Annotated in this window: 20 protein-coding genes and 1 pseudogene; 16 read left to right on the top strand and 5 right to left on the bottom strand. The window is 67.8% G+C overall.

Annotation, left to right across the window (positions count from 1 at the left end; genetic code table 11):
- Positions 1–81 precede the first annotated feature (81 nt).
- Positions 82–1,224 (bottom strand): glycerate kinase, encoded by a 1,143-nt coding sequence (locus ACQ1W9_RS01870; RefSeq protein WP_431025050.1) that lies wholly within the window; start codon positions 1,222–1,224, stop codon positions 82–84.
- 170 nt (positions 1,225–1,394) lie between these two features.
- Here ACQ1W9_RS01870 and ACQ1W9_RS01875 point away from each other — a divergent pair, with 170 nt between their 5' ends.
- Genes ACQ1W9_RS01875 through ACQ1W9_RS01900 form a run of 6 tightly spaced genes read left to right on the top strand, consistent with a single transcriptional unit; the run spans position 1,395 to position 7,177 of the window.
- Positions 1,395–1,913 (top strand): hypothetical protein, encoded by a 519-nt coding sequence (locus ACQ1W9_RS01875; protein WP_431025051.1) that lies wholly within the window; start codon positions 1,395–1,397, stop codon positions 1,911–1,913.
- The gene (locus ACQ1W9_RS01880; protein ID WP_431025052.1) at positions 1,910–2,260 is read left to right on the top strand and encodes a hypothetical protein; all 351 of its coding nucleotides are present in this window, start codon (positions 1,910–1,912) and stop codon (positions 2,258–2,260) included. Before ACQ1W9_RS01875 ends, ACQ1W9_RS01880 begins: the two co-directional genes overlap by 4 nt.
- Positions 2,257–4,029, top strand: coding sequence for a sensor histidine kinase (locus tag ACQ1W9_RS01885; RefSeq protein WP_431025053.1), 1,773 nt, complete (start codon positions 2,257–2,259; stop codon positions 4,027–4,029). The genes ACQ1W9_RS01880 and ACQ1W9_RS01885 overlap by 4 nt, the downstream gene beginning before the upstream one ends.
- Positions 4,022–5,392 (top strand): sigma-54-dependent transcriptional regulator, encoded by a 1,371-nt coding sequence (locus ACQ1W9_RS01890; RefSeq protein WP_431025054.1) that lies wholly within the window; start codon positions 4,022–4,024, stop codon positions 5,390–5,392. Before ACQ1W9_RS01885 ends, ACQ1W9_RS01890 begins: the two co-directional genes overlap by 8 nt.
- Before the next feature lie 35 nt (positions 5,393–5,427).
- On the top strand, positions 5,428–6,105 hold the full coding sequence (locus ACQ1W9_RS01895) for a DUF1007 family protein (RefSeq protein ID WP_431025055.1): 678 nt from the start codon (positions 5,428–5,430) through the stop codon (positions 6,103–6,105).
- A gap of 34 nt (positions 6,106–6,139) precedes the next feature.
- Entirely contained in the window at positions 6,140–7,177 is a 1,038-nt protein-coding gene (locus ACQ1W9_RS01900) for a nickel/cobalt transporter (protein ID WP_431025056.1), read from the top strand.
- Positions 7,178–7,188: 11 nt separating this feature from the next.
- On the opposite strand, the gene ACQ1W9_RS01905 is transcribed toward ACQ1W9_RS01900, so the two are convergent.
- A complete protein-coding gene (locus tag ACQ1W9_RS01905; protein WP_431025057.1) occupies positions 7,189–7,614 on the bottom strand; it encodes an HIT domain-containing protein in 426 nt (141 codons plus the stop codon).
- Between the two features lie 204 nt (positions 7,615–7,818).
- On the opposite strand from ACQ1W9_RS01905, the gene ACQ1W9_RS01910 reads away from it, so the two are divergent.
- The 9 genes and pseudogenes from ACQ1W9_RS01910 to ACQ1W9_RS01950 all read left to right on the top strand — a co-directional run bounded on the left by ACQ1W9_RS01910 (position 7,819) and on the right by ACQ1W9_RS01950 (position 21,253).
- Positions 7,819–8,838, top strand: a complete 1,020-nt coding sequence (locus ACQ1W9_RS01910) for a TAXI family TRAP transporter solute-binding subunit (RefSeq protein ID WP_431025058.1) — start codon at positions 7,819–7,821, stop codon at positions 8,836–8,838.
- A 279-nt stretch (positions 8,839–9,117) separates the two neighbouring features.
- Complete coding sequence (locus ACQ1W9_RS01915) at positions 9,118–11,250, top strand: TRAP transporter permease (protein ID WP_431025059.1); 2,133 nt, start codon at positions 9,118–9,120, stop codon at positions 11,248–11,250.
- Positions 11,247–11,993, top strand: coding sequence for a sulfite exporter TauE/SafE family protein (locus ACQ1W9_RS01920; RefSeq protein ID WP_431025060.1), 747 nt, complete (start codon positions 11,247–11,249; stop codon positions 11,991–11,993). The genes ACQ1W9_RS01915 and ACQ1W9_RS01920 overlap by 4 nt, the downstream gene beginning before the upstream one ends.
- A gap of 72 nt (positions 11,994–12,065) precedes the next feature.
- Positions 12,066–12,197 carry an entericidin A/B family lipoprotein gene (locus ACQ1W9_RS01925; protein WP_346063673.1) on the top strand — a complete coding sequence of 44 codons (132 nt, stop codon included), beginning with the start codon at positions 12,066–12,068 and terminating at the stop codon, positions 12,195–12,197.
- A gap of 100 nt (positions 12,198–12,297) precedes the next feature.
- Positions 12,298–12,642 carry an I78 family peptidase inhibitor gene (locus ACQ1W9_RS01930; RefSeq protein ID WP_431025061.1) on the top strand — a complete coding sequence of 115 codons (345 nt, stop codon included), beginning with the start codon at positions 12,298–12,300 and terminating at the stop codon, positions 12,640–12,642.
- A gap of 436 nt (positions 12,643–13,078) precedes the next feature.
- Complete coding sequence (locus tag ACQ1W9_RS01935; RefSeq protein WP_431025062.1) at positions 13,079–16,573, top strand: Ig-like domain-containing protein; 3,495 nt, start codon at positions 13,079–13,081, stop codon at positions 16,571–16,573.
- Positions 16,574–16,871: 298 nt separating this feature from the next.
- Positions 16,872–17,927: pseudogene (locus tag ACQ1W9_RS01940) on the top strand (TolC family protein); the annotation flags it as partial.
- Positions 17,905–20,070: a type I secretion system permease/ATPase gene (locus ACQ1W9_RS01945; RefSeq protein ID WP_431025063.1), complete on the top strand. Its 2,166-nt coding sequence runs from the start codon at positions 17,905–17,907 to the stop codon at positions 20,068–20,070. The pseudogene ACQ1W9_RS01940 and the gene ACQ1W9_RS01945, both read left to right, overlap by 23 nt.
- Complete coding sequence (locus tag ACQ1W9_RS01950; protein WP_431025064.1) at positions 20,063–21,253, top strand: HlyD family efflux transporter periplasmic adaptor subunit; 1,191 nt, start codon at positions 20,063–20,065, stop codon at positions 21,251–21,253. The genes ACQ1W9_RS01945 and ACQ1W9_RS01950 overlap by 8 nt, the downstream gene beginning before the upstream one ends.
- Positions 21,254–21,314: 61 nt before the next feature.
- On the opposite strand, the gene ACQ1W9_RS01955 is transcribed toward ACQ1W9_RS01950, so the two are convergent.
- From ACQ1W9_RS01955 to ACQ1W9_RS01965, 3 genes are all read right to left on the bottom strand, one after another.
- Positions 21,315–21,827, bottom strand: a complete 513-nt coding sequence (locus tag ACQ1W9_RS01955) for an acyl-CoA thioesterase (protein WP_431026395.1) — start codon at positions 21,825–21,827, stop codon at positions 21,315–21,317.
- A 120-nt stretch (positions 21,828–21,947) separates the two neighbouring features.
- Positions 21,948–23,258 (bottom strand): short-chain fatty acid transporter, encoded by a 1,311-nt coding sequence (locus ACQ1W9_RS01960; RefSeq protein WP_431025065.1) that lies wholly within the window; start codon positions 23,256–23,258, stop codon positions 21,948–21,950.
- A gap of 60 nt (positions 23,259–23,318) precedes the next feature.
- A complete protein-coding gene (locus ACQ1W9_RS01965) occupies positions 23,319–24,647 on the bottom strand; it encodes an MATE family efflux transporter (protein WP_431025066.1) in 1,329 nt (442 codons plus the stop codon).
- 103 nt (positions 24,648–24,750) lie between these two features.
- Here ACQ1W9_RS01965 and ACQ1W9_RS01970 point away from each other — a divergent pair, with 103 nt between their 5' ends.
- Positions 24,751–25,083 (top strand): hypothetical protein, encoded by a 333-nt coding sequence (locus ACQ1W9_RS01970; RefSeq protein WP_346063677.1) that lies wholly within the window; start codon positions 24,751–24,753, stop codon positions 25,081–25,083.
- Positions 25,084–25,136 lie beyond the last annotated feature (53 nt).

Genomic DNA, 25,136 nt, shown 5'->3' on the forward strand with positions numbered 1-25,136 from the left:
GGGACATGATAAGACATTTCTTATCATAGCTCCCATAGTCGGCCTTAATCGTGATCCAGCGCAAGGAGCCGGGTAGTCGCCTCAGGCATCGGGGTGCCAGACGCGCATCAGGCGGATCAGGCTCTCGGCGCGATCCGCTAGCAGTTCATCGCAGCGGGCCAGGGCGCTATCCAGGTCCATGGGGCCGTCGGCCAGGGCGAAGGCGGTGGTGACGCCCTCATCATGGGCGGCCTGCCACTGGGGCCCCAGGCGTCCCGCCAGCACCACGCAGGGGATGCCGGCGGCGCGGGCGCGGCGGGCGATGCCCACTGGGGTCTTGCCGGCCAGGCTCTGGCCATCCAACTGCCCCTCGCCAGTGATCACCAGGTCGCTGCCCTCGAGCAGGGCATCGAAGCCGACCTGCTCCATCACCAGCTCGATACCGGGGCGCAGCTCGGCGCCCAGGAAGGCCCGGGCGGCGAAGCCCATGCCGCCGGCGGCGCCGGCCCCGGGCAGGTCGCGATGATCCTCGCCGAGGAGGGCGGCGGCCCGCTCGGCGAAGTGCGCCAGGGCGGCATCCAGGCGGCCCACCGCGGCCTCGTCGGCGCCCTTCTGGGGGCCGAAGACGGCGCTGGCGCCGCGTTCGCCCAGCAGGGGGTTATCCACGTCCACGGCGGCCTGCACCCGTAGGCTGGCCAGGCGTGGGTCGAGGCCATCGAGATCGAGGCGTGCCAGCTCGGCCAGGGCCGCGCCACCGGGGGGCAATTCCTCGCCGCGGGCATTCAGCAGGCGGGCCCCCAGGGCCTGGAGCATGCCCGCCCCGGCGTCATTGGTGGCGCTGCCCCCCAGGGTCAGCAGCAGGTGGCGGGCACCGGCATCCAGGGCCTCGCGGATCAATTCGCCGGTGCCCTGGGTGGAGGCGTTCAGGGCATCGCGCTCGTCCCGGCTCAGCGCCTCCAGGCCGCTGGCCTGGGCCAGCTCGACGAAGGCGGTGCGCGACTTGGCTAACCAGCCCCAGGCCGCCTCGACGGGGCGCCCCAGGGCATCCCGGACCCGGGCCAGTCGACGCTCGGCGCCGGTGGCGGCGAGCAGGGCATCCAGGGTTCCTTCGCCGCCATCGCCCATGGGGCAGAGCACGCAGCTGGCCTCGGGGGCGGCGCGGCGGATACCCCGGGCGATGGCCGCCGCGGCGTCGCTGGCCGCCAGGGCGTCCTTGTAGCTGTCGGGGGCGATCAGGATCTTCATGGCATGGCCTCCTGGGAATCTCGCCTTGGGCCGGCGGTCAAGAAGGGTATCATGCGTCTTGATCGGAGCCGGCCGCCCCGGGCGCGGGGTTATGCTGAGCATAAGGGCTGCCCCGTCCCCTTGCACGTGTCGCGGTCGCGGCGTGCGGTGGTTCTCTCGGGAGGTGTAAGATGCGTATCCCCTGGATGTTGTTGCTTCCCCTGGCCCTGGCGGGCTGCGCGGGGAGCGCCGTGACCCCATTGCACCAGCCGCTGGCGACGGTGGCGGAGTGCCGTTGGCAGGCCCCGGCAGGCAGGGAGAAGGTCGACTATGCACAGCGAGTGGTGCGGGCCCTGGAGGTCGAGGGCTTCAGGCTTCGCGACAGCGATATGGCGCTGGGCCTGATCAGCGCCGAGAGGACCTCGGCGGGGCCGCTGCGGGCCTATGGTTTCCCCTTCGATCGCCATCCGTGGCATCCCCTTGGCCTCGGTTATCATCGCCCCTATCCGCACCTCTTCGGCGCCTATCACCCCGACTATCGGGCGATCGACCGGGAACGCGTCTCGGTGTGGCTGGGCCCGGACGAGGTCAGGGTGGTCCGCGAGGTCCGTCGCCACGAACCCAACGGCGTGACCCGCACCCTGGGACGCGACGGCAACGCCGGCTTCTGCCGCGGCCTGAGGGCCTCCATCGAGGAGACAGCGACATGAAACGAGTCTGGATCTGTGCCCTGGCGCTCCTGCTGCTGAGCGCCTGCGCCGTCGCGCCGCCGGCGGCCGAGCCTCGGGAGCTGAGCCTCGGTGCCCCGCAGGCGGCGGTGATGACGGCGGCGCTGAACCTGTTTACCGACCGGGGCTATGTGGCGCTCGGCGGTGACGCACGCCTCGGGCGCCTCGAGTTCGTCCGCGGCGACGCCCGGATTCGCGTCGATGCCCTGAGCGAGGGGGAGGGGAGTCGTGTCGGCCTGCGCGGTTGGCGCAACGGTCGGGCCTTGGCCCCCCATGAGCTCGACCCCCTGCTGGTGGAACTCCAGGCCGAGCTGGGTCTGCTGCCTTGAGTCGGCGGGGCATCCGGCGCCTGCTGTTGGCGTCCCTGGCCGCCCTGGCCATGATCAGCCTCTGGTGGCTCTGGCACTGGCAGTATGCCCAGGCCCAGGCGGAGGGCCGGCGCCACGCCGAGGCTCGTCTGGCCCTCTATGGCAGCAGCCTGCAGGGGGCCCTGGAACGTTTCACCTACCTGCCGGACCTGCTGGCGCGTCAGCCCCTGGTGCAGGCCGCCCTGCTCGATCCCGCCGGCGTCTTCCTGCCCCAGGTCAATGCGCACCTGGCCCGGGTGGCGGAGCGCTCCGGCGCCGAGGCGATCTTCCTGGTGGACGCCGAGGGGGTCACCCTGGCCAGCAGCAATCATGCCGGCCCCGACAGCTTCGTCGGCCACGACTACCGCTTCCGCCCCTATGTCCAGGATGCCCTGGCCGGGGGGCGGGGGGAGTTCTTCGCCGTGGGCAGCACCACCGGGCGCCCGGGCTACTTTATCGCCGCGGCGGTGGGCCAGGAGCGCGAGTCGCCCACCGGGGTGCTGGTGGTCAAGGTCTCCCTGGAGTCGCTGCAGACCGACTGGCGCCGGGCCGGTGAGCGGGTCCTGCTGGTGGATGCCAACGGCGTGGTGATCCTCTCCAGTCGCCCCGAGTGGCGTTACCGTCGCCTGGGGGAGCTGTCGCCGAGGGCCCAGGCGGAGATCCGCGCCCAGCGCCAGTTTATGGAGGACCCCCTGGAACGCCTCGGAAGCCGGCTGGGAGATGGCTCCCTGCGTATCGGCGAGCAGGGGCTCGGTGAGCGCTACATGGCCAGTGCCTTGCCACTGGCGACCCTGGGCTGGCGGATGCACTACCTGACCCCGGTGCGTCCCCTCTATGTGAGCGCCCGCAATACCCTGCTGGGGGGCGTGGCGGTGTGGCTGGCGCTGCTGCTGCTGGGGCTCTGGCTGCGCGAGCGGCAGAAGCGCCAGCGCCTGCGCGAGCGGGAGGCGCGGATCTACCGCGAGGCCAACGAACAGCTGGAGGCGCGGGTGGTGGAGCGCACCCGCGCCCTGCACGAGGCTCAGGCGGAGCTGGTCCAGGCCGGCAAGCTGGCGGCCCTGGGCACCATGGCGGCGGGGATCGCCCACGAACTCAACCAGCCCCTGTCGGGCATTCGCACCTATGCGGCCAACGGCGAGCGGCTGATGCAGCGCGGGCGTTCGGAGGCCGCCGAGGAGAACTTCCAGCGTATCCAGGGGCTCTGCGAGCGCCTGGCCACCCTGATTCGCCAGCTCAAGCTGTTCGCCCGCAAGGGCGGCGCCCGGGAGCCGGTGGACCTGCGGGCGCGCCTCGATTTCGTGCTGGAGCTGCTGGCCGAGCGTCTCGATACGCAAGAGATCGCCTTGGCGATGCGACTCCCCGAGGCCGGGGCGCCCTGGGTGCTGGGGGACGAGGTGCGCATCGAGCAGCTACTCACCAACCTGCTGCGCAATGCCCTGGATGCCCTGCGCGGCGTCGAGGCGCCGCGACTGGAGGTGAGCATCGAGGAGGCGTCGTCGTGCTGGGTGGTGCGTATCGCCGATAATGGGCCGGGCATTCCCGAGGCGCTGCTCGACAAGCTCTTCGATCCCTTCTTTACCACCAAGGCGGTGGGTGACGGTCTAGGCTTGGGACTCTTTATCAGCTTCGGTATCGTTCAGGACCTGGGCGGCCGGCTCCAGGCCGGCAATAATGCGACGGGGGGCGCCTGGTTCCGGGTCGAGCTGCCCCGGGCCGCCGTCCAGAGCAATCGAGAGACCGACCATGAGTGAGATCGAACGAGTCGCGCTGCCTGTCTGGCTGGTCGACGACGACCCGGACGTGCGGGCCTCCCTGAGCCAGTGGCTGGAGCTCTCGGAGCTTGCCGTGCGTACCTTCGAACGGGGTCAGGCGGCCCTCGGCGCCCTGCAGGCGGGAGAGTCCTGCGGCGTGCTGGTCAGCGACGTCAAGATGCCGGGGCTCGATGGCCTGGCCCTGCTCAAGGCGGTCCAGGCTCTGGAGGAGCCGCCGCCGGTGGTGCTGATCACCGGCCATGGCGATGTGCCCATGGCGGTGGAGGCGATGCGGGACGGCGCCTGGGACTTCGTCGAGAAGCCCTTCGCCCCGGAGCGGCTGGAGGCCTGCGTGCGCCGTGCCCTGGAGCGGCGGCGGCTCGCTCAGGAGAACCGGCGGTTGCGCGAGGCGCTGCGCGAGGGCGGCCTGGCCTCACAGCTGTTGGGCGAGGCGCCGGCCCTGGTGGCGCTGCGCCAGCAACTGGCCAATCTGGCCCCCACCCGGGCCAATGTGCTGGTGCTGGGGGAGACCGGCAGCGGCAAGGAGGTGGTGGCCCGGGCCCTGCATGACGAGAGCGGCGCCGAGGGCCCCTTCGTGGCCCTCAACTGCGGCGCCATCGCCGCCGAACTGATCGAGTCGGAGCTCTTCGGCCACGAGAAGGGCGCCTTCACCGGGGCCGTCGAGCGGCGTATCGGCACCCTGGAGCATGCCAGTGGCGGCACCCTCTTCCTGGACGAGGTGGAGTCATTGCCGCTGGCGGCCCAGGTGAAGCTGCTGCGCGCCCTCCAGGAGGGGGAGATCACCCGCCTGGGCAGCAATACGCTTATCCAGGTGGATCTGCGGGTGGTGGCGGCCACCAAGGAGGACCTGCTGGCGCTGGCCGGGCAGGGTGGCTTCCGCGAGGATCTCTACTATCGCCTGGCCATTGCCGAGCTCGAGCTGCCGCCGCTGCGCGAGCGCCGCGAGGATATCCCCCGGCTCTTCACCCACTTCTGCCGCCAGGCGGCGGAGGTACACCAGCGCCCCCCGAGGGAGGCGAATGGGGAACTTCTCGCCGCCCTGAGCCGTCATTCCTGGCCGGGCAATCTGCGCGAGCTGCGTAATATGGCCACCCGCTATATCCTCGGCCTGGCGCTGCCCTGGGAGACCCGCCCGGGGGACGACGAGGCGGGGGAGGGCGGATCCCTGGCCGCCCAGATGGAGGCCTTCGAGGCGACCCTGCTACGGGAGGCGCTAAGCCGCCATGGCGGCAATATTCAGGCGGTCATGGAGGCCCTGGACCTGCCCCGGCGCACCCTCAACCAGAAGATGCAGCGCCATGGCCTGCGTCGCGAGGCCTTCCTGGCATCGGATGGACGCTAAAGATGTTATCTTGTTACTTTTTTGGGAGTCGCCCTATGCTCAGCCCGAAGCGTCTGCTGCGTCGGGTCCGTCGCGGCCTGCTGTTGCTGATCGCCCTGGGACTGCCGCTAAGCGTCCAGGCCCACCCGCATGGCTGGATCGACCTCGGCGTCAGGGTGATCCTCGATGACCAGGGGCGGGTCGAGGCACTGCATCAGCGCTGGCGCATGGATCCCTTCTATAGCCTGGTACTGCTGGAGGAGCTGGGCCGTGCCCAGGGTGACGAGCCTATGGAGGCGCGCCTGGATCAGTTGGGCCTGGAGATTCGCGATACCCTGGCCCCTCAGGGCTATTTTACCGAGGTGAGTCACGGCGGCGACGCCCTGGCCTTGGGCGAGGTCAGCGAGTACACCGTGATGGAGCGGGGCGGCCGGGTGGAGTTTATCTTCCTGCTGCCCCTGGACGAGCCCCGCCCCCTGGGGGAAGCGACGCTGCGCTACCGGGTCTTCGATCCCACCTACTATATCGAGGTGGTCCACGAGGCGGATGACCGGGCGCCCCGGGAGGATGCCCTGGTGGTCGGCGGCGATCATGAGTGCGAGACCCGCATCCTGCCCGCCGACCCGGACCCGGCCCAGGTGGCCGAGGCGGCGCGCCTGGACACCGATGACCAGGCCCCCGAGGGCCTGGGGCGCTATTTCGCCGAAACCGGGGAGATTCAATGTCGTATCTAACCGGCGTCGCCCATGACGGCCACGGAGATCGCTTATGCAGGCGGTAATCGGTTTCCTGCGCTCCCCCCGGGGCCTGGGCGTCGCCGCCCTGGGGCTACTGCTGTTGGCCGGGCTCTGGTGGTTGATCCAGGGCGGGGCCCAGGGCCTCGGCCTGCAACTGGTGGCCTGGCAGCGCGATCTGCACCGGGCCCTGACCCTGGCGATCACCGAGCTCTCCGGCACGCCCACGGCGGCGGCCTGGACAGGCTTGCTGGGCATCAGCTTCGGTTATGGGATCTTCCATGCCGCCGGGCCCGGGCATGGCAAGGCGGTGCTCTCCACCTACCTGCTGACCCAGGGCGGTGCCCTGAAGCGCGCCCTGGCGCTCTCCTGTGCCGCCTCCCTGTTGCAGGCGCTGGTGGCCATCGCCCTGGTCACCACCCTGATCCATGGCCTGGGCTGGCTGACCCGCCAGGCCATGGGCTCGGTGGTCTGGGTGGAGCAGGCCAGCTTCCTGATGGTGGCCCTGCTGGGGCTCTGGCTCTGCGGGCGGGCCATCCGTCGGTTAAGGGCGGCTCGCGCCTCGGCCCGGGGGCATCACGACCACGGCCACCACCATGACCATCCGCATCATCACGACTGCGGCTGTGGCGGGACTCACCATCTCGGCCCGGCGCAGGCCGGCGACTGGCGCACCGCCCTGGCCACGGTGGTGGCCATCGGCCTGCGTCCCTGCAGCGGCGGCGTCCTGCTGCTGGGCGCGGCTTCCCTGCTGGGGTTCTTCTGGGCCGGGGTGGCGGCGGTGCTGGTGATGGCCCTGGGCACGGCCTTGACGGTCTCGGCCCTGGCCCTGGCCAGCGTCCTGGCCCGGGACTGGGCGCGGCGCCGCCTGGCTCGCCAGTCCCGCTCTGCCCTCGCTGGACGCCTGCTGGGTTGGGCCGCCCTGGGCGGCGGCCTGGCCATCGCCCTGCTGGGCCTCACCCTCTTCGTCACCGGGGTCAAGAACCCCGCCTCGGCGCCGCTGCTGGGGGCGCCGCCGGCCGTCCAGGATGGCGAACCGAGTGCGCCCCGTAGCCCCTTCGGCGGCCAATAGGCCGCCGCTTCTTACTCCTCCAGATCCAGCCCCTCGATAATCGCCAGGATCTCGTCGCGGCGCCGGGCCTGGCCGTCCGCGCCGTAGGGCTCGGCCTGGCCCTGGCCCCACACCGGGGCGGGCCAGGCGGCATCCCCCGCGAAACGCACGATCACATGCAGATGCAACTGGGGCACCATATTGCCCAGGGTGGCCAGGTTGAGCTTGTCGCCGTCCAGGGTCTTCATCAGCCCCTCCCCCAGGGCCGTGGCTTCCCGCCAGAGCGCCGCCTGATCCTGCGTCGACAGCTGATAGACCTCGCTGATGCCGGGGCGCCGCGGCACCAGCACCAGCCAAGGGAAGCGGGCGTCGTTCATCAGGCGGACCTGGCAGAGGCCCAGTTCGGTGACGGGGAGGGTATCGGCTTCCAGCCGCGGGTCGAGGGTGATGTCGCTCATGGGAGGCTCCTGGGTGGCAAGAATTGGCCGGGGCTGGGGTGGCGATCGGCAATAGTTTGCCGATGAAGGGAGCGTCTTGGCCAGTCGTCGGTCTATCGGCACCGTTAATGCGCTGATTTTAAATGCAGTTGTATAAGCTGGCAGGAATATCGCTCTAGTCGGATGGCATAACCATAACAAGCCATCATCGACAGGAGAGATAGCATGCACAAGCGCCAGTTCCTCAAGTCCGCCCTCACTCTCGCCACCGCCGCCGCCTTGGGCCTGGGTGCCGCCGGCGTCAGCGCCAGTGACGAGGGCGGTCAGTACATCATGGGCACCGCCACCACCGGCGGGACCTTCTACCCGGTGGGGGTGGCCCTCTCGACCCTGGTGCGGGTCAAGCTGGAGCCGACCCATAATATCGCGGTCTCCGCCATCAGCTCCGCCGGTTCCGCCGAGAACCTGCGCCTGATGGAAGATAACCAGGCCCAGTTCGGTATCCTCCAGGCCCTCTATGGCGCCTGGGCCTGGACCGGCGAGGGCCCGGTGCCCCAGGCCTACGAGAACGTGCGATCGGTCTCCATGTTGTGGCAGAACGTCGAGCACTTCGTGATGCGCGACGAGCTGGCCGAGACGGGCACCATCGACGACCTGACTCGCCTCTATGATCGCGGTTTCTCCATCGGCGCCCGCAACTCCGGCACCGAGGGCTCCGGTCGGCAAATTCTTGCCGGTCTCGAGATCGACCCGGAGCGGATGGACCTGGCCTACCTGGGCTATGGGCCCAGCGCCGATGCCATGCAGAACGGCAATATCGACGGCATGAATATCCCCGCCGGGGTCCCGGCCTCCGCGGTGACCCGCGCCTTCGCCAATATGGGCGACGATATCGCCATCCTCGATATCACCGAGGAGCAGCTGGCGCGGATCAACAGCGCCTATCCGGTCTGGACTCACTACGAGATTCCCGCCGGCACCTATCCGGAGCAGGACGCGCCGGTCCAGACCATCGCCCAGCCCAATATCCTGGTGGTCAATGCCGATGTGCCGGAGGAGCACGTCTACCAGATTACCAAGGCGATGTTCGAGAACCTGCCCTTCCTCAACAATATTCACCCGGCGACCCGCGATATGGCCCTGGAAAAGGCCCTGGACGGCCTGCCCATGCCGCTGCACTCCGGGGCGGCCCGCTACTTCCAGGAGCAGGGGCTGGAGATCCCCGAGCATCTGCTGGAAGGCTGAGGTCCTTCCCACCGCCACAGGAGCATCAAGTCATTCCTGAAGACCACAGGCTCGTGACCTCGGTACGTTGAGGCCCGGGGCTACTCTGGGGGCAGGCACTCCGCGAAGACGCTGTAGACCCATCCCTGGGCGCTCGACTTTTTCGTCCCTGAAAAAGACGCTTCGCTTCGACCTGCCCCCAGCGCCCCTCGGCGCTTCCCACTGTGTCGATGTCACCAGGCTGTGGCTTTAGCGATACCTGCTCCGACTCCCATTCACGCCTGCTCCATGAGAATGCCCATGAATACTACGCCTACCCCCGAGGTACGCGACGAAGAGGTCGGCGAGGCCCCCGAGCGCCTCGCGTATCCCTGGCTCGGCCGGGGGCTCTTCGCCCTGACCATCGTCGTGGCCCTGTCGCATCTCTACTTCAATACTTTGGGTACCCTCTCCGAGGTGTGGACCAGCGCCCTGCATTTCGGCATGTTCGGCCTGCTCTGCGCCCTCTCGGTGCCCATGCTCAAGGCGCGTTCCGCCACCGGTCAGCGGCTGGTGCTGGCGGTGGATGTGCTGCTCGGCCTGGCCGCCCTCGGTTGCGCCTTCTACCTGATCGGCTTCGAGGATGCCCTCTACGCCCGCGGGGTGCGCTTCTCCACCGCCGATTGGGTGGTCTCGATCCTCGCCCTGGCGTTGGTGCTGGAGTTCGCCCGCCGCACCACCGGCTGGTTTATCCCGGTACTGTGTCTGGTGGCGCTGACCTATGTGGCCTGGTGGGGACGCCATGTGAGCGGCGTCTTTGGCTTCCCCGGCCTCAACTGGGAGACGGTGCTCTACCGCAGCTATATGGGCGGCGACGGCATGCTGGGCTCCATCGCCCGCATCTCCTGGTCCTATGTGTTCATGTTTATCCTCTTCGGCGCCTTCCTGGTGCGCTCCGGCGCCGGCGACTTCATTATCGAGCTGGCCCGCTGCGCCGCCGGCCGCTTCGTCGGCGGGCCCGGCTTCGTGGCGGTGTTCTCCTCCGGCCTGATGGGCTCGGTGTCCGGGTCCAGCGTGGCCAACACCGTCTCCACCGGGGTGATCACCATCCCGCTGATGCGCAAGGCCGGCTTCCCGGCGCGTTTCGCCGCCGGCGTCGAGGCGGCCGCCTCCACCGGCGGCCAGCTGATGCCGCCGGTGATGGGCGCCGGGGCCTTTATCATGGCCTCCTATACCCAGGTCTCCTACCTCACCATCATCGGCGTGGCGGCCCTGCCGGCGCTGCTCTACTTCCTCTCGGTGGCGATGTTCGTGCGCATCGAGGCCAAGCGCAGCCATACCGAGCAGGTGGAAGTGGAAGAGGCGCCGCGTCTGCTCGAGGTGCTCAAGGGCGGCTGGCACTTCCTGCTGCCCCTGGTGGTGCTGGTGGCGTCCTTGATCTACGGCTTTACCCCCACCTATGCTGCGGGTATCGCCATCCTCTCGGTGGTGGTCGCCTCCTGGCTGTCGAAGACCCCCATGACCCCCAGGGCGATCCTCGAGGCCCTGGCGCTGGGTAGCCGCAATATGGTGACCACGGCGATCCTGCTGCTCACCGTGGGGCTGATCGTCAATGTGGTCTCCACCACCGGCATCGGTAATACCTTCTCGCTGATGATCACCGACTGGGCCGGCGGCAGCCTCCTGATCACCATCGTGCTGATCGCCGTCGCCTCCCTGGTGCTGGGCATGGGCCTGCCGGTGACCGCCGCCTATATCGTCCTCGGCACCCTCTCGGCGCCGGCGCTGTATAACCTGATGGCCCACGGCCAGTTGGTGGAGCTATTGATGGCCGGCGACCTGCCTGAGCAGGCCAAGGCGATCTTTATGCTTGCCGCCCCGGAGCACCTGGAGGCCCTCAATGCCCCCATGGATGCCGCCGCGGCCCGGGAGCTGCTGACCCTGGTGCCGGACGACTTCCGTGGCCAGCTCTATGAGCAGGCCCTGTCGCCGCATACCCTGACCATGCTGCTGGTGGCGGCGCATATGGTGATCTTCTGGCTCTCCCAGGACTCCAACGTCACCCCCCCGGTCTGCCTCACGGCCTTTGCCGCGGCGGCCATCGCCCAGACGCCGCAGATGCGCACCGGCTTCACCGCCTGGAAGATCGCCAAGGGCCTGTATATCGTGCCGTTGCTGTTCGTCTGGTCGCCGCTGATCACCGGCTCGCCACTGGAGATGCTCACCGTCTTCGCCTTCGCCCTGTTCGGGATCTACGCCATTATCGCCGGCCTGGAGGGATACCTGGAGAGCGAGCTGCCCTGGTGGCTGCGCCTGGCCATGTTCCCCATCGGCGCCCTGATGCTCTGGCCCCATGGTGAGCTGGTGCTGGACCTCTTGGGCCTGGCGCTCTTCCTGGGTATTCTGATCTGGAGTTCCCGCGCAGGACGCGCGCCGCAACAGGCATTGGCATGACGCTATTCGAAGGCCTGGCCCTGGTTGGCATCGGGGGCGTGGCTGGTTTTATCAATGTGCTCTCGGCGGGAGGGTCGATGCTGACCCTCCCGCTGTTGATGTTTCTGGGCCTGCCGCCCCAGGTGGCCAACGGCACCAACCGGGTCTCCATCGTGCTGCAGAGCCTCTCGGCGGTGACCGGCTTCCTGCGTGCCGGGGCTTCCCATATCGGCCTCAGCCTGCGCCTGGCGGTGCCGGCGGTGGTGGGCTCGCTGCTCGGTGCCTGGCTGGCCCTGCGGGTCAGCGACGCCCTCTTCGAGGCGGTGCTGATCGCCGTGATGGCCGGTTCGGCGCTGCTGATGCTGCTGCCCCAGCCGCGCCTCGACACCCGGCCGCTGACCGTGGAACGGCTGACCCCGGCGGTCTACCTGGCGATGTTCGCCATCGGTCTCTACGGCGGCTTTATTCAGGTGGGGGTGGGGATCCTCTTTATCGTCGTACTCTATCGGCTGCTGCGCATCGACCTGGCCCAGGTCAATGTCTTCAAGGTGCTGATCATCCTGGTCTATACCCTGCCGGCCCTGGGGCTCTTTATCGCCTTCGGCCAGGTGCGCTGGGGCTTCGGCCTGCTGCTGGCCCTGGGCAGCATGCTGGGCGCCACCCTGGCGGTGAGGGTCAATATGAGCCCCCGGGGCGCCCTCTGGGTGAAATGGCTGACCCTCACGGTGATCGTCGCCATTATTCTGCGTCTGCTGTTGGCTTGACGTGTCTCGGAAGCTGCTAAAGTAAAGTCGATAGGCGAGTTCGGGTCAGTAACATACCGGGAGGGGGTAGCGATGCGACGACTGATGGCATTGATGCTGGTGGCGGTATTCAGCCTTAGCCTGTTGAGCGGCTGCAATACCATGCGCGGTGCGGGGGAGGATATCGAGGAGGGAGGCGAGGCGATCCAGCGTTCCACCTATTGAGGGAGCGCGTTTCGACGGTATCCTGCCGGTGGGTCTGATGGGGTGAGTCTAGGCTCGCCCCTTTTTCGTTCGTGATCGTTTCGCTCGACAAGGAGTCACCATGTTCAAGTCTTCCCTGATCCTGCTGCTGTCCCTGGCGCTGACCGCCTGCGCCTTGGGTAGCCCACCCCCGCCCAGTGAGCCGGCCCCCCGTCCGCCTCAGGTCGGGGAGGATGGCTCAGGCCACCAGGGTGGTGGCGAGGATGCCTGCGGCGCCAATGGAGTCCAGACCCGGCTGGGTCAGGCCTACAGTGAGGCATTGCATGAGGAGCTCGCCACCACCAGCGGGGCCCGCCAGGTGCGGGTGATGCGCCCCGGCCAGGCCTACACCATGGAGTACCTCCACGACCGCTTGAATATCCGCCTGGACGAACGGGAGCGCATCACCGACCTCTTCTGCGGCTAAGCAGGGGCAAAGAGTCGGCCCCAGCGAGTTAAGCCATCGGTAAGGCCGGCTTCTCCCCTTGCCCCGCCTTCTCCCTCGCCCGGAGGAGCCTCACCAGGTCCTCCGGCGAGGCTCATACCTCGAGACGGCGGCCCCCGAGTGAGCACGCTCGGTTCCCGTTCAACTGCGGTCGGTCGCCAAGAGCGCTCCAGGGGTTATCCCCTGGCTTGCCTGCGATAGCTCGGTGACCGAACTCCCAGGCCGACCGTCATGGGAGTTCGTCGAATAATAGTAGGGGCGCTCAATTAGCCCTCATCAACTAATTCTCCCGAGTCTGGATTTCTTGTCTACGCTGGCTAACTAAGGGCCATGAGTCGCCTCGGTCATGGGGCGGCGTAAGAGTCTCGGCAATATTGGCCGAAATCAAGAAGAGCCAAGAAGAGCCAAGGAGGGGGACATGAGTCTCGTCGCGAAGACCAGTCTACTGACGGAGAGTGTTGCCGAGGGGGTCGCCTGGGAGGTTGCTGGTGACCTGGTGCTCGAGCAGCCCAGCAAGGTCTTGCTCAACCTGACGCCGGATGATATCGCCTCGCTCGCTCAAGTGGGCAACGACCTTATCGTCGAGACCGCCGATGGTCGCTCACTCAGGATCGTCGATTTCTACGCGGAAGCCGGGGAAGGTGCCAGCGAACTCTACCTGGTCGACGAGAGCGGTGAGGTCCTATTGGCCGAGCTCGCTCCCGCTGGTGCCGACGGCCTGGTGATGGCCCAGTACGTGCCCCAGGGCGAGATGGCCGGCTTCGAGATGCTCGGTGCGGCGGCGAGCGAGGGTGAAGGGATCTCCGGTGTCGCTATTTTGGGGGGGCTGGCGGGTGCCGGGCTGATCGCCGCCGCGGCTGGTGGCGGTGGTGGCTCGGGCGTTGAGGGTGTTGAGGGTGATCCGAATGAGCCGGATGCCCCGACCCTGGAGGTGGCGGCCAACGACGACGGTACCATTACCGCCAGCGGGACCGCCGAGCCCGGCAGTACGGTCACCGTGACCTTCCCGGATGGCACGACTGGCGAGGTGGTCGCCGGCGACGACGGCACCTATGAAGTGACATCGGAGACGCCGCAGACCAGCGGTGAGGTCAGTGCCACCGCCACCGACCCGGCGGGCAACGAGAGCGAGCCGACCACCGAGTCCTACGAGGACACCACCGCGCCGCTGCCGCCGACCATCGACGAGATGACCACCAACGAGGATGGTACCCTCACCGTGAGCGGCGAGGCAGAGCCCGGCAGTACGGTCACCGTGACCTTCCCGGATGGTACGACTGGCGAGGTGGTCGCCGGTGGCGACGGCGGCTACGAGGTGACCTCCGAGACTGCCCAGCCCAGTGGCGAGGTCAGCGCCACCGCCACCGATGAGGCGGGTAATGAGAGCGAGCCGACCACCGCCGACTATGAGGTCACGCCCCAGGAAAACCCGATTCTCACGATCCAGGCCGCGGCGGACGGTTTCGTCAGCGCCGACGAACTCGAGGCCGGCATCGAGGCCGAGGTGCTGCTCAACGTCGACGCCCAGGAGGGCGATACGCTGACGGTCACCGTGGAAGGCGAGGGCGGCTCCTTCGTGACCACCCATACCCTGACCGCGGACGATATCACTGAGGGCAGCGTGACCCTGGCACTCGATGTAGACGGCATCGCCGACGGCGACTTCAGCGCCACGGCGGATATCGCCGGCAGTGTCTCCAATGAAGTGGGCTTTGAACTGGATACCCAGGCCCCCGAGGCGCCGACCATCGACCCCACCGACGGCACGGTACTGGCAGGCACCGCCGAGGCGGGCAGCACTGTAGATATCGACGTGGACGGTGACGGTACGCCCGACTACAGCGTCGAGGCCGATGCCGAGGGCAATTGGTCATTGGCGCCGGATCCAGCCCTGGAAAACGGCACCGAAGTGAGCGTCACGGCCACCGACGCCGCGGGCAATACCAGCCCCGAGGCCACCACGACCGTCGACACCAGCCTGGAGGACACCACGCCGCCGGCGGCGCCGGTGATCGCCTCGGCCACGGATGACGTGGGGGATATCACCGGCGAGCTGGCTAGTGGCGACAGCACCGACGACACCACCCCGACCTTGACCGGCAGCGCCGAGGCGGGCAGCACGGTGGAGGTCTTCCAGGACGGCGTCTCGATCGGCAGCGTCGAGGCCGATGCCGAGGGCAACTGGAGCTTCGCCGTGCCGGCGCTGGTGGATGGCGACTACAGCTTTACCGCCACGGCCACCGATGTCGCGGGTAACACCTCCGAGGCGAGCACGGCCTTCGAACTGACCGTGGACACCACCGCGCCGGCGGTGACGGTGGATGAGCTGACCACCAACGACACCACGCCCGAACTCACCGGTACCATCGACGATCCCGACGCCGAGGTGGTCGTGACCATCGATGGCGTCGACTACACGGCCACCAACAACGGGGATGGCACCTGGACACTGGCCGACGACGTCGTGGCCGAGCTGGCAGAGGGTGACTACACCGTCACGGCGACGGCCACCGACCAGGCGGGCAATGCGGCCATCGCCACCGGGGCCCTGGTCGTGGACACCACGGCAGACAACGACGGCGACGGCGAGACCGTTCGGATCCTCGGCATCACGGAAGACGATGGCGTGGATAACGCCGACTTCATTACCTCCGATACCACCCTGTTGATCAACGGCACCGTCGATCTCGATGACGGCAACGACTTCAGCGTGGAGTTCGACGGCACCGTCTATACCGAGGCCGATACCGAGCTGACGGTCAACGCCGATGGCACCTGGACCCTGGACCTGACGGCCACCACCCTGGCGGAGGGCAGCTATACCGTTACGGCCACGGTAAGCGACGAGGCGGGTAATACCGCCAGCGACTCCAAGGAGATCACGGTCCAGCCGAATATCGCTCCTCAGGTCTTCGTCAACGATGGCAGCCTGTTGGGGCTGGTTGGCCTGGAGACCCTGGGGCTTCTCGACTTCAACGATCAGGCCTTTATCGCCTACGATCGGGACGGCAACCTGCAGTCCGTGGTGCTGGAGTACGACCCGCTATTAGCCGTACTGACGGATGGCTGGAATATCTCCGAGAGGCTGGCCACCGAACTGGGTCTGCAGGTCGATATTCAAACTGACTTTGACTTGGCATTGTTAGTAGATAGCTCGACGCTGACCATTACCGCCCTGGATGGTGGCACCATCGATAACCTGGCGATCAACGAACTGCTGGGCTCGGTCTATCTAGGCGATGAGACGGATCTTATTAGTGCAGACCTGTTATCGGATGTCAGCATCACGGCGACCGATAGCGAGGGCCTGTCCGATACCGCCAGTGCCGTCGACCTCCTCGATGCCACCCTGCTGAGTTCCGATACCGTGCCCGTCGTCGAGGGTACCGATGGTGACGATACGGTGGAGGGCACCGCCGACGCCGACCGTCTCTATGGCTACGACGGCAACGATATCCTTAACGGTAACGACGGCGACGATCTGCTGCGCGGTGGCGCCGGCGACGACACCCTGAACGGCGGCGCCGGTGACGACCTGCTGATCTGGGAAGGCCTGGGCAGCGATACCTTCGACGGTGGCGACGGCGAGGATACCCTGCTGGTGGAAGGTGAGGGCATTGCGCTCGACTTTACCGGCGCTGGCGCCGAGTCAGGGACGGTGAGCAATATCGAACACCTGTCGATCGGTGGCACCGGAGCCAACTCAGTGACCCTCGACGAGGCGGCGGTGATCGAGCTCACCGATGCCGACAACCAGCTGTTTATCGAAGGGGACCAAGGCGACACCCTGAACCTCGATGCCGGTTGGACCCAGGGCGCCGCGCTGGAGGTCGATGGCGTGAGCTATACCGAGTACACCTTCAATGATGCCACCCTGCTGGTGCAGGACGGCGTCAACGTGGAGGCGGCCTGATCGCGGGTAGAAGGGCCCAGGAAGTGCGGCGTTCGGGCCGTGGCGTGGTGCTTCCCCCCTTGACCACCGAACGCCGCCTTCGCCGCGTCGGCCCCTGGTGGGCCGGAGTGGCCTTCCTGGGGGCGCTGCTGCCGTCGCCGAGCTGGGCGCTTAGCCTGGGTGAGGCGGTGCGGCAGGGCCTGGCGATCCATCCGCTGGTGAGTGCCGCCGAGGCGCAGGCCGCCGAGGCCGGTACCCAGGTGGAGATCGCCCGTGGCCGACGGTACAGTTCTCTGCCGGTCCCGAGAATGCCCTATGGGGAGAGTTCGGCTATGACATCACCGCCTCCCAGATGCTCTACGACTGGGGGCGGGTACGTTCGCGGGTCGAGAACGCCTCGGCGGTAGAGCGCCAGCACCTGGAGGCGCTCAAGGCCACCAGCGACGAGGCCGCCCTGGATATCATCGAGGTCTATCTCGACGTGCTGGCCGCCGAGGCGCGGCTGGCCGCGGTGGCCTCGCATATCGAGCGTCTCCAGGTCCTGGCCGAGCTGAGCCGTGATCGTGGCCTGCTTGGTTACGCGGGTCGCGGCGAGGCCGACCAGGCGGCGCTGGAGCTGGCCCGGGCCCAGGAACAGCGCTCCCTGGAGCAGGGCGCCGTGCGCGAGGCCAGGGCCCAGTTCCGTGAGCTGGTCGATCATTCCCCCAGTGGGCTGCATTGGCCCTCTTCCTCCCATCTGACCGATCACCTGCGCGATACCGAGGCGCTGGACGCTGCCGTGGCCGAGGCGCCGCTGTTTCGTCAGGCCCACGAGGAAGTGCAGGCGGCGCAGGCCGAGGAGGCGGAGTCCCGCGCGACCCTGCGGCCCCAGCTCAACCTGGAGGGCTCGGTACAGCGTCGCGAGATCGGCGGGCGCATGGAGGAGGATACCGTGGTAGCACTGCGGCTGCGCATGGACGCTTTTCAAGGGCTCTCCAACGATCGGCGGGTCACCTCGGCGCGTCAGCGCATCGAGGCGGCCCAGTGGAGCCAGCGGGCTACCCGGCGCGACCTGCGTCGCCAGCTCTCCACCCTGATCGAGCTCGATGAAATGCTGGTCTGGCGGCTGGAGGCCGTGGAGGCTCAACTGGCCAGTGCCGAAGACGTGGCCGAGGCCTATCAGGAGCAGTTCGAGGTGGGGATGCGCGAGCTCAACGATCTCCTGAGCATCCAGCGCGACCGCTTCGAGGCCGAGCGCCAGCACATCGACCTGCGCAGCGAAAGGATAAGGATACCGTATCGGGCCGCGGCCCAGTTGGGGCGGCTGGATACCCTGCTTGGCCCGGAGCATGGCGGGGAAAGGGAGATGCCTCATGACAATGGAACAGGTACCTGAGTTCGTTGCTGATCATCGGGACCCCTTGAGGGAGGGCCTGGTACTGCTCTGTCATCGGCTCGGGTGCCGTACCACGGTGGCGGAGCTGGGCGATGGCCTGGCCCTGGAGCAGGGGCGGTTGCCCTTGGCGCTGGTGTCCCGGGCGTTGCACCGAGTGGAGATCGAGGCCCGGGTGCTGTCGGTGCTGCTGGAGGAGCTCGGCGAGGGGCTGTTGCCGGCCTTGCTGGTCATGCGCGATGGTGGCACCCGGCTGCTGATGGAGTGGCGCGGGGACGACGCGGTGGTACTGTTGCCGGAGAGCGGCGGCGGCAGCGAGACCCTGCCGCGCCAGGCCCTGGAGGCGGATTATGGCGGGGCGGCCGTGGTGGCGCGACCGGCCTACCGGCCGGATGATCGGGCCGGCGACTTCGCCCGGGAACGCGACGAGCACTGGCTGAAGGGGCCGCTCAAGCGGCGCTGGAAGACCTGGGGCGAGGTCGGCGTGGCGGCCCTGATGGCCAATATGCTGGCCATCTCCACGGCGATCTTCGCCATGCAGGTCTACGACCGGGTGGTACCCACCTCGGCCTACGACACCCTGTGGATCCTGGCCAGCGGGGTGGGGCTCGCGGTGGTGCTGGAGTTCGTGCTGCGCACCCTGCGCGCCCACCTGCTCGATGTCACCGGCAAGGGCCTGGACCTGCAGCTCTCCTCAAGGCTCTTCGAGCAGGTGATGCAGCTGCGCCTGGCGGCCAAGCCGGGCTCCACCGGGGCCTTCAGCGCCCAGATCCGCGAGTTCGAGTCGGTGCGCGAGTTCTTCACCTCCTCGACCATCGGCGCGATCAGCGACCTGCCCTTCGTGCTGCTCTTCCTCGGCGTGATTGCCTATATCGGCGGGCCGGTGGCCTGGGTGCCCTTCGCCGCCATCTGGTTGATGGTGCTACCCGGGTTGCTGGCCCAGGGACGCCTGGCCAAGCTCTCGCGGCAGAACCTGCGCGAGGGGGCGGTACGCAATGGCGTGTTGCTGGAATCCATCGAGAGCCTGGAGACGGTCAAGGCGACTCGCGCCGAGGGGCGTAACCTGCGGCTATGGGAGAGCCTCTCGGGTGACCTCGCCGAAGTGGGCGTCAAGGTACGCAGCCTCTCGGCGACCCTCGGCTACGGTGCCACCATGGTCCAGCAGCTTGGCTACGTGGGCGTGGTGTTGGTGGGGGTCTACCAGATCGGCGCCGGCAACATGACCATCGGTGCCTTGATCGCCTGTACCATCCTCGCCTCGCGCACCGTGTCGCCCATGACCCAGGTAGCTGGCCTGCTGGCGCGCTGGCAGCACGTCAAGGTGGCCCTGGAGGGGCTCGATGAGCTGATGAAGGCGCCGGTGGAGCGCCCGGCCGGCCGCACCTTCGCCCGCAAGCCGTCGCTGCGTGGCCATTACCGGCTGGAGGAGGTGCGCCTGCGCTACCAGGAGGAGGGGCCGGCCGCCCTGAACCTCCAGGAATTGGAGATCGGCGCCGGCGAACGCATCGCCCTGCTGGGGGGCAACGGCGCCGGCAAGTCGACCCTGCTGCGCCTGCTGGCGGGGCTGAGTGACCCGGGCAATGGCCGAGTGCTGCTCGATGACGTCAGCCTGGGACAGATCGAGCCGGTGGATCGCCGCCGGGCGGTCGGCTACCTGCCCCAGGACATCGCACTCTTCTACGGCACCCTGCGCGAGAACCTGCTGCTGGACGGCGCCGCCCACGATGACGAGGCGCTGTTCGAGGCACTGGATGCGGTGGGGTTGGGGGCCTTCGTGCGTCGCCATCCGCTGGGACTGGACCTGCCGATCCAGGGTAGCGGCAGTGTCTCCGGGGGGCAGCGCCAGGCCATCGGCCTGACCCGGCTGTTGCTTCAGGATCCGCGTATCGTGCTGATGGACGAACCCACCTCGGCCTTCGACCAGACCAACGAACGGCGGGTCATCGAGTATCTGAGGGGCTGGCTGTCCGGGCGCACCCTGGTGGTCTCCACTCACAAGAAGACGCTGCTCTCCCTGGTGGAACGGGCGGTGGTGCTGCGTGATGGTCGGGTGGTGATGGATGGCCCGGTGGAGAGCGTGGTGAGTGGCAATCAGGTGAAGGTGCCGCCGCGGCGGCGTGTCGGGGAGGGGCGTCAGGATGGCTAACGTATCGCGAATGGAGGCGCGGACCCTCCGCGAACTGGGCGATCCCCGGCTCAGCCTGCACCATCGGGCCAGTCACCCCATCCTCTGGGTGAGCCTGCTGGTCCTGGGGGCATTCGTGGCCTGGGCGGCCTGGGCCGAGATCGACGAGGCGACCCGCGGCGAGGGGCGGGTGGTGCCCCTGACCCGTATGCAGACCATCCAGAGCCTGGAAGGCGGTATCCTGGCCGAATTGCTGGTGCGCCGCGGCGAGCGGGTCGAGGCGGGCCAGCCGCTGGTGCGTCTCGACGATACCCGGTTCCGCAGCGCCTATCTGGAGACGCTGAGCCAGATCGCCGTGCTCCGGGCGGCCATCGCCCGCCTGGAAGCGGAGGTGCTGGAGCAGGAGACGATCGATTTCCCGCCAGGGCTCGATCCCGAGGGCGAACTGGTGCGCTCGGAGCGGGCGCTGTTCCAGGCGCGGCGTGAGCGGCTGAGGGAGGCGGAACGCTCGATCAGTGAGGAGATACGCCTGGTGGGGCGTCAACTGGAGCTGGTGGAGCCCCTGGTGCGGCGCCGCTCGGTCAGCGAGATGGAGGCCTTGCAACTGGGGCAGACCCGCGCCGGGCTCGCCGGGCGGCTGGCCGAGATGCGCAATACCCATGTGCAGGATGCCTATGCCGAACTCTCCGCCAAGCAGGCCGAGCTTACTGCCCTGGAACAGACCCTACTGCAGCGCAACGACCAGTTGCAGCGCACCGAGCTCTACTCGCCGGTGCGTGGCCGGGTCAACGATATCCTGGTCAACACCCGGGGTGGGGTGATCCAGCCGGGCGAAGCGATCATGGAGATCACGCCCATCGAGGACCAGCTGTTGATCGAGGCCCGGGTGCGCCCCCAGGACGTGGCTTTCGTGGCCCCGGGGATGCCGGCCAGCGTCAAGATCACCGCCTACGACTACACCATCTATGGGGACCTCGCCGGCAGCGTGGAGCAGATCAGCGAGGACACCATCGAGGAGGAAACGCCGCGTGGCAGGGAGGCCTTCTACGAGGTGCTGATTCGTACCGACCAGGCCCATCTGGAGCGCAACGGCGAGGTGTTGCCGATTCGCCCCGGGATGATCGCTCAGGTGGATATCCAGACCGGCAAACGCACCCTTCTGAGCTATCTTCTCAAGCCAATCATCAAGGCCAGGCTCTACTGAGGCCCTAGCGACCGCTTGGGGACATTGGCCTCAGGGGGCCACAGGCGGAGTGGGAGTACGCTCAGTGGGTCTCGGCGCCGTAATGTTGCTCCGCATAGTGGTTCTCGTGGGTGCGCCGCGCCTCCTCCTCGGCCTGCTTGCGCAGCTTCTTGCGCAGCGCCGCCTTCTCGAAGCGCAGCTTCTGCAGCGGCGTCTCCAGGTTGAGGGGCGGTACCTCCACCGGGGCGCCCGCCTCGTCCACCGCCACCATGGTCAGGTAGCAGCTGTTGGTGTGGCGGATCACCTTGTCGCGGATATTCTCCGCCACCACCTTGACGCCCACCTCCATGGAGGAGCGGCCCACATGATTGACCGAGGCCAGGAAGGTCACCAGCTCGCCCACATGGATGGGTTGCTTGAACAGCACCTGGTCCACCGAGAGGGTCACCACATAGCTGCCGGAGTAGCGGCTGGCGCAGGCATAGGCCACCTCGTCGAGCTTTTTGAGAATGGCGCCGCCATGCACCTTACCGCTGAAATTGGCCATATCGGGGGTCATCAGTACGGTCATGGCCAGCTCGTGCTGGCGGGGCATATCGTCGGTCACGGAAGGCTCCAGAGGCAATAAACGTGCCCTGAGGATAACCGCTTCCCGCGGCGGCTGCATAAGGGGTGGCGCAGACAGGCATGCCGGTGCCACTTCTGGCACAGCAGATTATAGATAGGTCAGCAGCAGGCTAATGATGACCCCGGTGACCAACAGCTGTATCAGGCAGAAGCCCATGATGTCCTTGGCCTTGAGGCCGGCGATGGCCAGCACCGGCAGCGCCCAGAAGGGTTGCAGCAGGTTGGTCCAGGCGTCGCCCCAGGCCACCGCCATGGCCACCCGGGGGATATCCGCGCCCAGGGCCTCGGCGGCGGGCAGCATCACCGGTGCCTGGACCGCCCACTGGCCGCCTCCGGAGGGCACGAAGAGGTTGACCACGCCGGCGCTGATAAAGGACCAGAAGGGCAGGGTCTGGGCGCTGGCGAAGGCCACGAAGGCCTCGGAGAGGCTCTGGGCCAGCCCCGACTGCACCATGATCGCCATGATGCCGGCATAGAAGGGGAACTGGATGACGATACCGGCGCCGCCCTTGATCGCCTCCTGCAGGCTGATCAGCAGGTTGCGCGGGGTGCGGTGGAGGACGATGGCCAGGAACAGGAACAGGAAGTTGACGATATTGAGGTTGAGGCCGCCGCCGCGCAGCAGGAAGTGATCGAGCAGGAAGAGCAGGCCGGGGATACCCACCAGCCAGGCCAGGCTGCGGCTGTTCTCCAGGCGATCCGCCGGACGGTGGTGCGTCATGCCCTCCTGATCGGGCTCCTCCAGGAGGGCCGGATCCACGTAGACGCTCTCCTGGTCGTCGGGGAGCATCAGCCGGTTGACCAGGGGCACGACGACGAAGAGCACCGCCACGATGGCCAGGTTGAACCAGGCGAAGATGGTCTCGGAGGTGCCCACCACGCCGATGCGATCGACGGTGAAGTGCCCCTCGGTGGCAATGGTCAGGGGGATGGAGCCGGCCAGGCCGCCGTGCCAGACCACGAAGCCGGAGTAGGCACTGGCGATCAGCAGCCGGTAGTCGACGCGGATCTGGCGGGCCAGCTCCTTGGCGAACAGCGCCCCTACCACCAGGCCGAAGCCCCAGTTGATCCAGCTGGCGGCCAGGGAGACCAGGGTCACCAGGACGATGGCGCCCGCGGCATTGCCGGCCTTGCCCGCCAGGCGTTGCAACAGGCGCTTCACCGGCGGGGTATTGGCCAGCATGAAACCGGTCACCAGCACCAGCAGCATCTGCATGGAGAAGGTCAGCAGGTTCCAGAAGCCGTCGCCCCACATGCGCATCACCGCCAGCGGCGTCTGGCGCTCCACGGCGATGGCCGCGGCGGCGGCCACCAGGGTCAGCAGCAGGACGAAGACATAGGGGTCGGGGAGGTAGCGCTCGACCAGCTTCACCGCCGGCCGTGACAGGAACTTGAGCATGGGATATTCGCTTATTGTGATATGGACTATCGCAACATAGCCGAATTATCCCCTTGCACGCTATCGACCTTGGTCAGGCGCCTCGCGCCAGTGGTGGCGCCGGTAATGGAGGTAATAGGCACCGAGGGTTGCCGAGCGCACCAGGGTAAAGAGCGTGAAGGCCAGCCACAGGCCGTGGTTGCCGAGCCCCTGGGTCAGCCACCAGCAGGGCAGGTAGGCGGCCAGGGCGACGAAGATGCTGTTGCGCATCTCGCGGCTGGCGGTGGCGCCGATAAAGACCCCGTCGAGCAGGTAGCTCCATACCGCCAGCAGCGGCATCAGGATCACCCAGGGCAGGTAGTGGGCCGCACTGGCGCGCACCTCCGGCAGGTCGGTGAGCAGGGCGATCAGCGCCGGGCCAGCCAGCCAGAAGGCCAGGCTGGCCAGGGCCGCGGTCAACAGCGAGAAGCGGGTGGCGCCGGCCACGGCGGCGCGGAACTCGTCCCAGCGCCCGCGCCCCACGGCGCGCCCGGTGAGGGCCTCGGCGGCATGGGCGAAGCCGTCCAGGCCGTAGCTGGTCAACATGATGAACTGCAGCAGCACCGCGTTGGCGGCCAGCACGGTATCGCCCTGGCTGGCGCCCTGAGCGGTGAAGAAGGCCATGGCGAAGAGCAGCCCCAGGGTGCGCACGAAGAGGTGGCCATTGATCCGGATCAGCTCGCCATAGGCGGACAGTCGCCGCAGTCGTTGAATGTCGAGGCGACCGCCCAGGCCGCGCAGCTGGCGGCTCACCAGCCACAGGCCGAAGGCCAGGGCGCCGTAGTCGGAGATGGCCGAGGCCAGGGCCACGCCGTTGCTGGTCATGCCCAGGCCGATCACGAACCACAGGTCGAGGAGGATATTGAGGCCGTTGGTCAGCACCAGGATCATCAGCGTGACCCGCGAGTTCTGCTGGCCCAGGAACCAGCCCAGGATGGCGTAATTGGCCAGCACCGCCGGCGCCGAGACGATACGGATCCGGGCATACTCCCGGGCCAGCTCGGTGGCCGCCTCGCTGCCGTCCAGCAGCCACAGGCCCAGCTCGATCAAGGGCCGCGAGAGCAGGATCAGTGCCAGGCCGATCCCCACCGCCAGCACCAGGGACTGGCCCAGCAGGGTGCGTACCTCGCCGTCATCGCCACGGCCCAGGGCCTGGGCGGTCAGGCCGGTGGTGCCCATGCGCAGGAAACCGAACCCCCAGTAGAGGAAGCCGAACAGGGTGGCCCCCAGGGTCACCCCGGCCAGGTAGCGGGAGTCGGGCAGGTGCCCCACCACGGCGGTATCCACCAGGCCCAGCAGGGGCACGGTGATATTCGACAGGATGATCGGCCAGGCCAGCAGCCAGATGCGGCGATTGTCGGCGAGGGGCACTAGACTTCCCTGAGAGGCTGATAAGGGCAGGCAGGATAGCCTTGGCGCGGGGGGAGGCACAAATCGTCCCGCCGCGATGGTCGTGATGAGGGGGGAGGGACGCATGCGTGGATTCAAGCGAACGCTAATGATGATCGGGATGGCGCTGGTGCTGGCTCTCGGCAGCGGCGCCGTGGGGGCCCAGGATCGCTATATGGAGCAGCGCCTGGAGGCGCGCCCCAGCGGCGGTGCCATGGTGGCGGATGCGCTGATCGGCCGCCCGCTGCTGGTGGTGGCGACCCTGGGAGGCACGGCGGTGTTCCTGGTGTCGTTGCCTTTCACGGCGCTGGGGGGCAATGTGGATGCGGCGGCGGAGACCCTGATCCGCACGCCGGCGGAGGCGACCTTCCGGCGCTGCCTAGGGTGCAGCGTCAGCAAGCGCGCCGACGAGCTATAGGGCCCATACCGCAAAGGCTTCACCGTAAACAAACGAACGCCGGTGTCCTCGCT

This window comes from Halomonas sp. H5 (genome assembly GCF_050613175.1).
Lineage (GTDB): Bacteria > Pseudomonadota > Gammaproteobacteria > Pseudomonadales > Halomonadaceae > Bisbaumannia > Bisbaumannia salifodinae.